This window comes from Mesoflavibacter zeaxanthinifaciens DSM 18436, assembly GCF_000422365.1.
Lineage (GTDB): Bacteria > Bacteroidota > Bacteroidia > Flavobacteriales > Flavobacteriaceae > Mesoflavibacter > Mesoflavibacter zeaxanthinifaciens.
In genome coordinates, this window is sequence record NZ_AULQ01000002.1 from 48,313 (window position 1) to 62,613 (window position 14,301).

The 14,301-nt window shown below is 30.7% G+C and carries 14 protein-coding genes; 13 read left to right on the forward strand and 1 reads right to left on the reverse strand.

Going from position 1 to position 14,301, the window contains the following annotated elements; genetic code table 11:
* Positions 1 to 4 precede the first annotated feature (4 nt).
* From H574_RS0103030 to H574_RS0103080, 11 genes are all read left to right on the forward strand, one after another.
* Entirely contained in the window at positions 5 to 391 is a 387-nt protein-coding gene (locus H574_RS0103030) for a hypothetical protein (protein WP_027879143.1), read from the forward strand.
* Positions 392 to 396: 5 nt separating this feature from the next.
* Entirely contained in the window at positions 397 to 1,149 is a 753-nt protein-coding gene (gene sufC / locus H574_RS0103035; RefSeq protein ID WP_027879144.1) for a Fe-S cluster assembly ATPase SufC, read from the forward strand.
* Positions 1,150 to 1,241: 92 nt separating this feature from the next.
* Positions 1,242 to 2,555 (forward strand): Fe-S cluster assembly protein SufD, encoded by a 1,314-nt coding sequence (gene sufD / locus H574_RS0103040; protein ID WP_027879145.1) that lies wholly within the window; start codon positions 1,242 to 1,244, stop codon positions 2,553 to 2,555.
* 112 nt (positions 2,556 to 2,667) lie between these two features.
* Positions 2,668 to 3,477, forward strand: a complete 810-nt coding sequence (locus H574_RS0103045; protein ID WP_027879146.1) for a hypothetical protein — start codon at positions 2,668 to 2,670, stop codon at positions 3,475 to 3,477.
* 57 nt (positions 3,478 to 3,534) lie between these two features.
* Entirely contained in the window at positions 3,535 to 4,749 is a 1,215-nt protein-coding gene (locus H574_RS0103050; protein WP_027879147.1) for an aminotransferase class V-fold PLP-dependent enzyme, read from the forward strand.
* Positions 4,750 to 4,914: 165 nt separating this feature from the next.
* Positions 4,915 to 5,985 (forward strand): zinc metalloprotease, encoded by a 1,071-nt coding sequence (locus H574_RS0103055; protein WP_027879148.1) that lies wholly within the window; start codon positions 4,915 to 4,917, stop codon positions 5,983 to 5,985.
* Between the two features lie 84 nt (positions 5,986 to 6,069).
* The gene (locus H574_RS0103060) at positions 6,070 to 6,549 is read left to right on the forward strand and encodes a hypothetical protein (protein WP_027879149.1); all 480 of its coding nucleotides are present in this window, start codon (positions 6,070 to 6,072) and stop codon (positions 6,547 to 6,549) included.
* A gap of 79 nt (positions 6,550 to 6,628) precedes the next feature.
* Positions 6,629 to 7,054 (forward strand): SufE family protein, encoded by a 426-nt coding sequence (locus H574_RS0103065; protein ID WP_027879150.1) that lies wholly within the window; start codon positions 6,629 to 6,631, stop codon positions 7,052 to 7,054.
* Positions 7,055 to 7,088: 34 nt separating this feature from the next.
* Positions 7,089 to 7,409 (forward strand): DUF59 domain-containing protein, encoded by a 321-nt coding sequence (locus H574_RS0103070; RefSeq protein WP_027879151.1) that lies wholly within the window; start codon positions 7,089 to 7,091, stop codon positions 7,407 to 7,409.
* 11 nt (positions 7,410 to 7,420) lie between these two features.
* On the forward strand, positions 7,421 to 7,924 hold the full coding sequence (locus tag H574_RS0103075; protein WP_027879152.1) for a DUF2480 family protein: 504 nt from the start codon (positions 7,421 to 7,423) through the stop codon (positions 7,922 to 7,924).
* 122 nt (positions 7,925 to 8,046) lie between these two features.
* Positions 8,047 to 8,952, forward strand: coding sequence for a DUF3078 domain-containing protein (locus tag H574_RS0103080; RefSeq protein ID WP_027879153.1), 906 nt, complete (start codon positions 8,047 to 8,049; stop codon positions 8,950 to 8,952).
* A gap of 165 nt (positions 8,953 to 9,117) precedes the next feature.
* On the opposite strand, the gene hflX is transcribed toward H574_RS0103080, so the two are convergent.
* Positions 9,118 to 10,347: a GTPase HflX gene (gene hflX / locus H574_RS0103085; protein WP_027879154.1), complete on the reverse strand. Its 1,230-nt coding sequence runs from the start codon at positions 10,345 to 10,347 to the stop codon at positions 9,118 to 9,120.
* Between the two features lie 79 nt (positions 10,348 to 10,426).
* On the opposite strand from hflX, the gene H574_RS0103090 reads away from it, so the two are divergent.
* Positions 10,427 to 11,392: an endonuclease/exonuclease/phosphatase family protein gene (locus H574_RS0103090; protein WP_027879155.1), complete on the forward strand. Its 966-nt coding sequence runs from the start codon at positions 10,427 to 10,429 to the stop codon at positions 11,390 to 11,392.
* Positions 11,393 to 11,401: 9 nt separating this feature from the next.
* Positions 11,402 to 14,179: a helix-turn-helix and ligand-binding sensor domain-containing protein gene (locus tag H574_RS0103095; RefSeq protein ID WP_027879156.1), complete on the forward strand. Its 2,778-nt coding sequence runs from the start codon at positions 11,402 to 11,404 to the stop codon at positions 14,177 to 14,179.
* Positions 14,180 to 14,301 lie beyond the last annotated feature (122 nt).

Genomic DNA, 14,301 nt, shown 5'->3' on the forward strand with positions numbered 1-14,301 from the left:
AAAAATGAAAAAAATAATTCTTATTTGTACTATCATATTAGCTTTTGGTTGTAAAGACGAAAAGAAACACACCGAAACCACTTCAACAGATAAAAAAGTTGAAACCAAAAGATTAGTTGGAGAGTTTGTATACTATGCAGACGCAGCAGTTTTTCAAGTAAAAAATGATATTTACGGTGTTATTTTAGATGAAAAATCTAAAGCTTTAAATAAAGAAGCAGAGCCTTACAAAAAAGAAGCTACAGATATGGTTATAGCAGATGTAGAGGCACAAATTATCCCAAAAGATAAAAATGAAGAAGGCTGGCCATACAAACTAAAAATAGAAAAAATACATAGTGTTAAAGCACTAGACCCGAATAAAAACGACGTTATTAAATTAGGAAAATAAACAGTATGTTAAAGATAAATAACTTACACGCAAGCGTAGAAGACAAATCTATATTAAAAGGTATTAACCTAGAAGTAAAACCAGGTGAAGTACACGCCATTATGGGACCAAACGGTTCTGGTAAAAGTACATTAGCTTCTGTAATTGCTGGTAAAGAAGATTACGAAGTTGAGGATGGAGATATCTTTTTAGAAGGAGAAAACATTAACGAGCTTGCAGCAGAAGAGCGCGCACATAAAGGTGTATTTTTATCGTTTCAATATCCAGTAGAAATTCCTGGAGTTTCGGTAACCAACTTTATGAAAACTGCTATAAACGAATCTAGAAAAGCAAAAGGGCTAGAAGATATGCCAGCTAACGAGATGTTAAAGCTAATTCGTGAAAAATCAGAATTACTAGAAATAGATCGTAAATTCTTATCTCGTTCTTTAAACGAAGGGTTTTCTGGAGGAGAAAAAAAGCGTAACGAAATTTTCCAAATGGCAATGTTAGAACCAAAATTAGCTATTCTTGACGAAACTGATTCTGGTTTAGATATTGACGCTTTACGTATTGTTGCAAACGGTGTAAATAAATTAAAAAACAAAGATAACGCTGTTGTAGTAATTACGCACTACCAACGCTTATTAGATTACATCGTACCAGATTATGTACACGTGTTATTAAATGGACGTATTGTTAAATCTGGAACTAAAGAATTAGCACACGAGCTAGAAGAAAAAGGTTACGATTGGATTAAAGAAGAAGTTGGTGCATAAGCACTTTCTAGCAAATTAAAATTATGTAGAATAATACAGCTTTAAGCAGCATTTACAAATGCGTTGAAGACTGAATACTGAAAACTTAACAAATGAGTTTAAAAGAAAAATTAGTTTCATCTTTCATGGCTTTTGAAGACCATGTAGACGTTGATACTAAAATACATGATATTCGTACAGAAGCTATAAAACTTTTCGAAGATAAAGGCTTTCCTACAAAAAAAGATGAAGCTTGGAAATACACATCTTTAAACAGCATATTAAAACATGACTATAGCGTATTCCCTAAACAAGAAAACGCTATAGAATATAGTGATATAAAACAATATTTTATTCACGATATAGATACTTACAAGATTGTTTTTATCGACGGTAAATACTCATCTCATTTATCTCAAACTACACACGAAGGTCTAGATGTTTGTTTAATGTCTGCTGCATTAACAAAACCAAAATACCAATTGGTTATAGAAAATTACTTTAACAAAGTAGCAGAAAAAGATGGCTTATCATCTTTAAACACAGCATTTTCTCAAGAAGGCGCGTTTATTCACGTCCCAAAAAACAAAGTAGTTAACAAACCTATTCAAATTGTACATTTTTCTACAGGTAACGAGTCTGCACTTATGCTTCAACCTCGTAACTTAATTGTAGTTGACGAGAATAGTCATGTACAAATTATAGAACGTCATCAAAGTCTTACAGACAATCCTGTATTAACCAATAGTGTTACAGAAATATTTGCCAACAAACGCGCAATTGTTGATTATTATAAAATTCAAAATGATAATCTAAATGCCTCTTTAATAGACAACACTTTTGTAGAGCAAAAGCAAGAAAGTTTTGCTTCTGTTCACACCTTTAGTTTTGGTGGTAAATTAACCAGAAATAACCTTAATTATTATCAAAACGGAGAGCGTATAGATTCTACATTAAAAGGAGTAACAATTATTGGTGAAAAACAACATGTAGATCATAACACATTAGTACATCATATAGAACCAAATTGCGAAAGTCACCAAGATTACAAAGGTATTTTTGACGATAACGCAACCGGCGTATTTAATGGTAAAGTAGTTGTTGAAAAAGAAGCACAAAAAACAAATGCTTTTCAATCTAACAACAATATTTTAGTTAGCGATAAAGCTACAATTAACACCAAACCTCAACTAGAAATTTTTGCAGACGATGTAAAATGCTCTCACGGTTGTACAATTGGTCAGTTAGACGAAAGTGCTTTATTCTATTTAAAATCTAGAGGTATCCCAGAAAAAGAAGCAAGAGGATTATTAATGTTTGCATTTAGTAACAACGTATTAAGTTCGGTAAAAATACCAGAACTCAAACAAAGAATAACAAAACTTATTGCTCTTAAATTAGGCGTCAATATAGGATTTGATCTATAAAAAAAAGCAGCTATTAAATAGCTGCTTTTTTTTATACAACAATTTAAAAATACGACAATTGCCTAATGTTATATGATATTCTTGTCTCTTAAATTTGACAAAAAATAATATCATGAAAAACATTATTACTCTTCTATGTCTATTTATCACAACGTTATTAATAGCACAAAAAAATCCTCCAATTAAAGAAGCGCCTTTAAACCCAATAATTTTAAAATACAAACTAGAACATTTCAATTTAGTAGGAAATATTCAAACCGTAACACTTAATAATTCATGGCAATTACAATTTAATGAAGATGGGTTACTTGTTAAAGAATATAATGATGTTTACGATGCAAATAAAAAACTGGTTAAGGAATATAAGTATCCAGATAATACAACAATATTAGAAACGAAATATGAAGGCGAAAATGGTGTAATAAACTCAAAATATATACTTAACGACGATCTAAATATTATTCAATACGAAGTATTAGACACTAAAAACATACCTGATTATTATATTCTAGATCCAATTACATACGAGTATAAAGACCAATTACTTATAAAAGCCACTACAGATAAAAGTAAACACAACTACAACTTTAAAAGCGAAATAACAACATACAAATACGATAACAAAAAAAGGCTTATACAAACCAGTTTATTGTACGATAATGAAGAAGACATAAAATTTAGAAACACCTACGATTACTCTAAATTTAATGAAGGAAAAATTCTATTTTTAAAAAACAACGGATATTATCAAATAAGCCAAGACTACAATAACAAAGGAACATTAACTTACGAAGTAGTTAAAGAAAACGGTAACAAAGCCAACCCATTATCGATAATCTATCGTAGTCCAAAGTATGATGAATATGGTAATTTATCTACTTTTAGTGATGGAGAATATAGATATACTTATTTCAAAAAATAATCACTAAATAAATTATAAAAATTCCATTTTAAGCGTTACAAGTAGTAAATTTGTAGCATGTTAGAAATAAATAAAATAAGACAAGATTTTCCTATACTTAATAGACAAGTAAATGGTAAACCTTTAGTGTATTTTGATAATGCTGCAACGTCGCAAACACCACAACAAGTTATAGATGTAATAGTAGATTATTATTCTAATTATAACGCTAATATACATCGCGGTGTACACACACTAAGTCAAGAAGCCACAGATAAGTACGAAGCTGCACGTAAGACTATTCAAAATCATTTTAATGCTAAACATACTTATGAAGTTATTTTAACTTCAGGAACAACACACAGCATTAACTTAGTTGCTAATGGTTTTGCTTCACTTTTAAATGAAAAAGATGAACTTTTAGTCTCTGCATTAGAGCATCACAGTAATATCGTTCCTTGGCAAATGCTTTGCGAAAAAACAGGAGCAACGCTTAAAGTGATCCCTATGACTAATGAAGGCGAATTAGACATGAATGCCTATGTTAATTTACTTTCTGAAAATACTAAATTAGTCTTTGTTAATCATATTTCTAACGCATTAGGCACCATTAATCCTATTGAAACAATTATTGAAAAAGCACATCAAGTTGGCGCTGCTGTTTTAATAGATGGTGCGCAAGCTTGTCCACATATAAAACCAGATGTACAAGCATTAGATGTAGATTTTTATGTAACCTCTGCTCACAAAATGTGTGGACCAACAGGTGTTGGTATGCTTTATGGTAAAGAAGAATGGTTAAAAAAACTTCCGCCTTATCAAGGTGGTGGAGAAATGATTGACCAAGTTACTTTTGAGAAAACAACGTACGCAGGTTTACCACATAAATTCGAAGCAGGAACACCAAATATTTGTGGAGGCATTGCTTTTGGAACCGCAATAGATTATATGAATGCTATTGGCTTTGATAACATTGCTACTTATGAGCATGAGCTTTTAAAATACGGTACTAAAAAACTTTTAGAAATTGAAGGATTAAAAATCTACGGAACTTCTAAAAACAAAACATCTGTAATATCATTTAACTTAGATGGTATACATCCTTATGATGTTGGTACATTATTAGATAAAATGGGGATTGCTGTTCGTACTGGTCATCATTGTACGCAACCAATAATGGATTTTTATAAAATACCAGGTACAGTAAGAGCTTCGTTTGCATTCTATAATACTAAAGAAGAAATAGACGCTTTAGTTACTGCTGTAAAAAAAGCAAAGATGATGTTAAGTTAAACATGATTTACATATATTTTTTTTAAAGCACTTCATAAAAGAGGTGCTTTTTTATTGAATAAAATTGTCATTTTGTCTAATAATTAATATTTTGTTTGAAAAATATTTAATAATTTATGATTTATACCGTATATTAACTAACATAAACTGATTAAATATAGCAAAATGAAAAAATTATTTTTAGGAATAGCTAGTGTAGCACTGCTGTTTATGTCTTGTAACGACAATCAAAGTGAATCATTAAACGAAGAACAAGCTAAAGTAGACATGTCAGATTTTTATTTGTATACAGATGCAGATAATGATGAAACTGCAAGAGCAGCACAAGGAAAAGCCGTTTGCTACTCGATGGTAAACCTAAACCGTCTATTAAACGAAAATCCTGGTTTAGATAAAAAAATGTATGACATAGAATACAATACTAGAAGTTTTATTGCTTCAAAAAAACCTGATGGTGCAGGTAACGGAAATGGAAATGGCGGCGGATCTGGAGGATCTGGCGGCGGTGGTGGAGACACTTCCGACAATTTAGGCGTGGTAAATATTCCTGTTTACGTACATGTAGTTTACAGTAATTCTGCTCAAAATGTTAGTGATCAACAAATTAATGCTCAAATCGCTGTGTTAAATGATGATTTTAGAGCTTCAAATAACGATGTTAACCAAGTCCCTTCAGAATTTGCTAATTTAGTAGCTGACACTGAAATCAACTTTACATTAGCTGGTACATTTAGACACTCAAACTCTACATCTGCTTGGAGTACTAATGATGCTGTAAAAGCTGCTTACCCACCAGTAACACCTTCTACTCACTTAAATATTTGGGTATGTAACATTAGCGGTGGTATTTTAGGATATGCACAATTCCCAGGTGGACCATCTGCAACAGATGGAGTTGTAGTATTATACTCTAGTTTACCAGGAGGATCGTCAGCACCTTACAACCAAGGAAGAACATTAACTCATGAAGTTGGACACTATTTAAACTTACGTCATATTTGGGGAGACGGAAGATGTAAGCAAGACGATTTTGTTGCAGACACTCCATCATCAGATGGACCAAATTATGGTTGTCCTTCTTATCCAACTGTTAATTGTCGTTCTAATGATATGACTATGAATTACATGGATTATGTAAATGATGAGTGTATGTATATGTTCTCTCAAGGTCAAAAAGAAAGAATGAGAGCTATCTTCCAAGCTGGCGGATCAAGATCTGCTTTAGTAGGAAACTAATCCATTAAAGTCATAAAATTCTAAAAGACGCCATATTTGGCGTCTTTTTTGTATTATTATAGTAAATAATAAATTTCAATAAAGATGAAAACCTATATTCTTATTTTTTTAACCTTGTTTTTAAACGCATGTAATGCTTCTAAAAATATACAATCTGACTTAGCTAAAAGTAACACAGAAATATCAACAAACGCTAAAACAACGCAATTAGACATTTCGTCATTTGAATATACTGCGGTTACAAGAGGCGGTTATTTAATGGTAAAATCTAATAAAGATAAAATTACATATAAATTATCTCGCACGTCTAAAGAAGAAACAAAAGATTGCACAACTAAGAATTGGGAAACTTTAACCAACTTAGCTAGTAATTTTGACATTACAAAAATTAATGAATTTGAAGCTCCAAGCAAAGCACGTCAATATGATGGTGCTGCAATTGCTAACTTAAAAATTTTTATTGGAGAAAAAACTTATAATTCGCAATCTTTTGATGCAGGTAATCCTCCAAAAGAAATTGCAGAACTAGTTAACTATCTTTTAAACTTAGTGCCAAAAAATTAAGAACGGTTTAACGACAAGTCAAGGCTTACAATAGAAGAATATTCATTAATTTTGTAACTGAAAAAGACAGAAACGACTTATGCCTAGTATAAAAGAAATACAAGAAGACATCATAGATGAATTTTCAATGTTTGAAGATTGGGAAGAGCGTTACCAATATATGATAGACCTTGGTAAAACCTTACCATTAATTGACGAGCAATACAAAACCGACGATCATATAATTAAAGGTTGTCAAAGCAAAGTTTGGGTACATGCCCAAATGGACGAAGATAAAGTTGCCTTTACTGCAGATAGCGATGCTATAATTACCAAAGGGATTATAGCTATTTTAATTCGTGTGTTCTCAAACCAACACCCAAAAGATATTATCGAAGCAGATACCGATTTTATTGATAAAATTGGATTAAAAGAACACCTATCTCCTACAAGAGCAAACGGATTAGTTAGCATGATTAAGCAATTAAAGATGTATGCAATTGCTTATCAAACACAATTAAAATAATTTCGCTTTCGCGGAATAACAAAAGAAAAAGAAAATGAGCACAATAGATACAGCCGAATTAGGAGAAAAAATAGTAAAGGTTTTAAAAACCATTTACGATCCAGAAATACCAGTAGATATTTACGAATTAGGATTAATTTACGATGTATTAGTAAACGAAGATTACGAAGTAAAAATCCTAATGACCTTAACAACACCAAACTGTCCAGTTGCAGAAACTTTACCTCTTGAAGTAGAAGAAAAAGTAAAATCTCTTAACGATATTAAAGACGCTGAAGTAGAAATTACTTTTGATCCACCATGGTCACAAGACTTAATGAGTGAAGAAGCAAAACTAGAATTAGGAATGCTATAAAAGCAATCAAAATGGCAGACGAAATTATAAACCGCGTAGCCAATAGCAAGCTGCAAGTAATAGATCTAGAAGATTATTATCCGTCTGGTAAACGTGTAGTTTTTGACATTAAAGATTGGCTTTATGAAGGATTAGTCCTTAGAGAAAAAGATTTTAGAGAACAAGTAAAAGCATATGACTGGTCTCAATATAAAAACCAGTACGTCGCAATAAATTGTAGTACAGATGCTATAATACCAGATTGGGCATTTATGTTGTTGGTCGTTAATTTAGAACCTTTTGTCGAAAAGTGCCATATCGGAACTTTAGAGGAATTAGAAACTTCAATCTACCAAGATAAAATCGATCAACTAGACACCTCAATTTACCAAGATAAACCAGTAATCGTTAAAGGCTGTAGCAACAAGCCAGTCCCTATAAACGCTTACACTATGCTTACTTCTAAACTAAAAAAACACGCCAAATCAATAATGTATGGAGAAACATGTTCTTCTGTGCCATTATTTAAGCGTTAATAACTTTGTTAATTATTTAAATTACTGAATAATAGACTTTTAAGTTGTTTTGATAATTTCACATAAATCAAAAGTAAAACTTACCTTTGCATCCGTTTTATTAAAAACTAAAATAATTAGAAATGAAAAAAGTATTACTTATTGGAGCTATATTTTTAGGAATCGTTTCCGTAAATGCTCAAACAAAAGAAGAATTAAAAGCTGAAAAAGCTGAAAAACAAGCACAAGCTGATAAGTTTCAAGCAGAAGCAAATGCTATACAAGCTCAAATAGATGCGTTACCAGGTTGGAGAGTTGGTGCTTTTGGTACCATTGGAGGAAGTATCTCTGAATTTAACAATTGGTATGCTCAAGCAGCACCTAACAACAGTTCTGGTAATATTGGTTTTACTGTAAATGGTTACGCAAATTTAATTGAAGAGAAATTTTTCTGGCGTAATAACTTAAATGTGAATTTAGGTTGGGTAAAATTAGATGATAAAGACGATCCTACAGACAGCGATAAGTTTAGAGAAAACACAGACGTTTTTAATATCACATCTCTTTATGGTAGAAAATTAAGTGATAAGTGGGCAATTTCTGGATTAGGAGAATACAGAACAACACTTTTAAACAATTTTAATAACCCTGGTTATTTAGACCTTGGTGTTGGTGCAACTTGGACACCTATAGAAAACTTAGTAGTTGTAATACATCCATTAAACTACAACTTTGTTTTTGCTGATGAAGGTACTGTTTTTGAATCTTCTTTAGGAGCTAAATTTGTAGCAGACTATACTAGACAAATTGGTAAAGTAAACTTTAAATCTAACTTCTCTGGTTTTGCTAGCTATAAAAGCGGTGACTACTCTAACTGGACTTGGATTAACAGTTTTGGGTATACATTATGGAAAAACATAGGTGTTGGTTTTGACTTTGGTTTAAGAAGTAACAAACAAGAAGCTGCAGCTTACCAAGGTGTAAGTTTAGATAATGCAGATAATGATTTACAATCTTACTGGTTATTTGGTTTAAACTATAAACTATAATAAACACTCTAGATTTAGATATAAAAAAAGTGCTTCCCAAAAAGGAAGCACTTTTTTTATGCGTTAGGGATTGAGCTATTGTTGGAGCACATCTTTGATTGCGACTAGCGAAAGCCCGACGCACTTTTGTCATTAAAAACAAAAGTGGGTAACGCCCAAGTTATTTTACTCTTCTTCTCCTAAATTTTCATAATCGTAATCTGGATATAAGAAGTGATTATAAGGAAAACGTGTAACGTGTATTTCTCTTACTTCATTATATACACGCTTTTTAAATTCTTCTAAATTCCTTTTGTTTAGCGCAGAGATAAATAAAGCATTGTCTTCTCCTACTCTATTCATCCAAGTCCTTTTCCATTCAGCTAAACTATAATGATCTGTGGTACGTTCAGCAGTTAAATCGGTTTCATCAAATGGTTCTGCCTTATAAGCATCAATCTTATTAAACACCATAATTGTAGGTTTGTCTGCGCTATCAATTTCACCTAAAATTTTATTTACAGAAGCAATATGCTCTTCAAAATTTGGATGCGAAATATCTACAACATGAAGCAATAAATCTGCTTCACGTACTTCATCTAGCGTACTTTTAAAACTTTCTACCAATTGTGTTGGCAGCTTGCGTATAAAACCAACAGTATCGGTTAATAAAAATGGTAAATTCTGAATTACAACTTTTCTAACTGTAGTATCTAAAGTTGCAAATAGTTTGTTTTCTGCAAAGACTTCAGATTTACTAATAGTGTTCATCAAAGTAGATTTACCTACGTTTGTATAACCAACTAAAGCTACACGCACCATCTTACCACGGTTACCACGTTGCACAGCCATTTGCTTATCAATAGTCTTTATTTTAGCTTTTAACAATGCTATTTTATCACGTACAATACGTCTATCTGTTTCAATCTCGGTTTCACCAGGTCCACGCATACCAATACCTCCTTTTTGACGCTCAAGGTGTGTCCACATTCCTTTAAGTCTTGGTAACAAGTATTCGCATTGTGCTAATTCTACCTGCGTACGTGCATAACTAGTTTGAGCACGTTGTGCAAAAATATCTAAGATTAAGTTGGTACGGTCTAATACTTTAACACCTAAAATCTTACTAATATTGCGTTCTTGTGCTGCGCTTAACTCGTCATCAAAAATGGCTGTCCCAATTTCATTATCATCAATAAACTGCTTTACCTCTTCCATTTTACCTGTACCAATAAATGTTTTGGGATTAGGCATCTCCATTTTTTGGGTAAAACGTTTTTTTACTTCTCCGCCTGCTGTATAGGTTAAAAACTCTAGTTCATCTAAGTATTCTTTAGATTGTGCTTCGTCTTGTTCTCTTGTTACTACACCAATTAATACGGCGCTTTCTAATTTTATGTCTTTTTTCTCTAGCATATAAATATTTATATTGCAAATTTACATAATTGTAGCCACAATAAATTTGCTATTTTTAGACTTTTAAAATTCTATCCTTTTGAAGTTTAATATATTTAAATCTAAAACTAATAAACAAACTGTTGCTTTTTATAATATCGAAAATCTTTTTGATATTTATGATGATGAATTTACTCGTGATGATGATTTTATCCCTACTTCCAAAAAGCGCTGGACAGTTAAACGTTATAAAAATAAGCTACGTAAAATTGGTTATGCTATTTCTAACATTGGTAGAAAAGAAACCAACAGTCATCCAGCAATTATTGGGTTAGCAGAAGTAGAAAATGATGCTGTATTAAGGGATTTAATTGCTTCAAAACACCTTAAAGAGTATCCGTATCAATTTGTACATTATGATAGTCAAGATGAACGTGGTATAGACGTAGCATTTATTTACGATAGTAAAAAGTTTGAGGTTTTACATTCTGAAATTTTCACCTTTACTTTAACCGATGAAGATGGATTACCCGACTACACAAGGGATATCTTATTAGTATCTGGTTTGTTTTTTGGTGAAAAAATACATTTTATAGTCAACCATTGGCCATCAAGAAGAACTGGTGATGTTGCTACAGAATTTAAACGTATTAAAGCATCAGAACAAGTACAAGCTATTATTTTAAGACTACAAGAAGATTATGACAATCCTAAAATTGTAGTAATGGGAGATTTTAATGATGATCCTTTTAGTAATAGTATAAAACAGTTGGTAGATAATATAGGTTTGTTTAACCCGATGGACACTCTACTATCTATTGATAGAGGTACAACAAGTCATAATTTTGAGTGGAATTTATTTGATCAGATTATAATTACACACAATTTTTTTGAAAGAAAGCCAAAAACACTACGCTACGTAAAAGCAGATATTTATGATGCAGATTTTTTAAAACAATATGACGGTAAGTATAAAGGTAGTCCTTATCGGACTTATGTTGGAAAAAATTATAAAGGTGGTTATAGTGACCATTTTCCTGTATATCTGATCTTAAATAAAAAATAAGTTTTTAAAATGAAATTAAAAACACTTTTAGTCTTTATTTGTATTCTGGCAAGTCCTTTTGCTAACGCTCAATTTACACCATATTTTGAAAATTATTCACTTTCAAAATATAATGCAAGTAACCAAAATTGGGGAATATCTAAAGGAGATGACGGTAAAATTTATGTTGCTAACAACAACGGACTTTTAATTTATAATGGATTAAATTGGAAAATTAAATCGTTACCTAATAAAACAACTATAAGATCTGTTTTAGCGGTAAAAGACAAGATTTACACTGGTTCTTATGAAGAATTTGGATATTGGACTTACAATGACAAAGGTCAAATTATCTATCATTCATTATCACATTTACTAAATAAAACTAAATCAACAAGTGAAGAGTTTTGGCAGATATTAGATTACAACGATAAGATCGTTTTTAGATCGTTTCAAAATATTTACGTTTATGAAAATGATAAAATCACTAAAATTAATTTACCATCTACAGTTATTTCTTGCAGTATAGTTAATAACACTTTATATGTTTCAACTTTAAACAAAGGTGTGTTTATACTTAACAATCAATTAAAATTAACTCCTTTCATTCAAGATGATATTATAGCAGGAGATAGAATAATATCTATTTCTAACTATAAAAATCAATTGCTACTTACAACAGATTTAAAAGGTTGTTTTATTATTAAAAATAAAAAGTTAGAACCATTAAACTTACCCATAAACGAAACTTTAAAAAAATATCAACTTAATCGTTTTGGACAGCTTGATAACGGATATTTAGTTTTTGGAACTATCAAAAATGGACTTTATATAACCAATCATAATGGTGAAGTTGTTTATAATATAAACAAAGAAAATGGACTTGCTAACAATACTGTTTTAAGCATTTTAATTGAAAAAAATGAAAATATTTGGCTGTGTTTAGATAATGGACTTTCTAAAATTAACTTAAAAAACAATATCTCTTATTACAATGATGTAACGGGTAAATTAGGAGCTGTTTATGATGTTATAAATTTTAATAACACCATCTATATAGGAAGTAATACTGGTCTTTATTATCTAGACCAAGACCATAATCTTAAATTTATTGAAGGTACACAAGGACAAGTTTGGGATTTAAAAATAATTGATGATCAACTATTTTGTGGTCACAATAACGGTACATATCTGGTTTCAAAAGACAAAACTGAACTTATCTCTAACTTCACTGGTGGTTGGACTTTAAAAAAAATACCAGATACAGACATATATACCCAAGGTACCTATGGAGGTTTAGTTAAATTTAAAAAAGAGAATAATAAGTGGCAAGTTAACCATTTAGGTAAAACGACTAATCCTACGCGATTTTTAGAATTTGAAAACAAACAACAAGCATGGGCTGCAAACGCTTATAAAGGATTAAGTAAAGTTGTTTTTAATACTAATCATGATTCAATAACAAAAGTTGTAGACTATAATCATAAAGGTTTAGAAACAGATTATAACGTAAGAGTTTATAAACTTAAAAACACCATTTGTTTCAAGACAAATAATGGTTGGAAAAAATACGAGCCCTTATTAGATAGCATAGTACCATATCCTTTTTTAAATGAAAAGATAGGTAAAAACTCAGATGTAATTTCAGAAGCGTCAACAAATAGTATATTTTTTAAAAACAATAACGGAATTATTAAACTAGATGAAGATAATTCTGTAAGAGAAATTTTAACAAGAAACTACTATGACAACCGTATTATCTTAGGTTATGAAAACGTATCAAAATTAAACGACTCAACATACACATTAAATCTTAACGATGGTTTTTTAATATTTAATCCTAATCATAACTTTTCTGCTCAATCACCAAAAACTCCAGCTATAGAGCAAATAAAAGTTAATGATACTTATGTGAGTTTAGAAAATAAAGTTATAGACATACCCAATAATGGTAATATCAATATTACTATATCATCACCTGGTTCAACTAGCCATAGTTTTGAATATAGCCTTACTACAGATCCAAATAAATGGGAAAAAGTAGATAATGAAAACCTGGTACTATCTAATCTAAAAAATGGTGATTTTGGAGTGCTTTTTAGAACCACTAATAAATCTGGACAAACATCTGATGTAAAATCATTAAAATTACACGTACTTCCACCTTGGTATAAATCTAGTCTTGGATTTATACTATACTTTATTGCTGCATTAATCCTTACGGCTATTTTTTATTTTTTACACAAGCGTAAAATGTATAAAGAACAAAGAAGACTTGAAATTGAATTAAAAAAAGAACAACAGCACTTATTAAGAGAAAAAAACATAGAAAACGAACGCAAATTAGTAGAAATTAAAAATGAAGCTTTAGAAAGCGAAATTCAATTAAAGAGCAAACAACTAGCAAATACCGCAATTGCACTAGTTAAAAAGAACGAAGCTTTACTAGAAATAAAAAAAGATCTTCAAATTAACGAAGGGCAGTTTAGCAATAAATTAATTAACAGAAGAATTCAGAAAAAAATAGATCAAACCATTGGTAACAAAGATCAATGGGAAATATTTGAATATAATTTTAACCAAGTACACAAAAAGTTTTTCAATCAGTTAAAAGAAAAACATCCAAAATTATCACCTAAAGATTTAAAGCTTTCTGCCTACATCAAAATGAATCTAACCACAAAAGAAATTGCACCTCTAATGAACATATCTACACGAGGTGTAGAAACGCATAGATATCGTCTTAAAAGAAAACTAAAACTAGATAAAGAAGACTCTCTTACCGAATATTTACACAGTTTTAATTAGTACTTTTTTTAACAAAATAAGTCATTTTTAACATACGTCAAAACTACGTCACTATAACGTTTTAGTTGCGTATTTGCTAATTTTTTAATAGTTTAACAGTACGTCATACCTGTGTTTTTAAC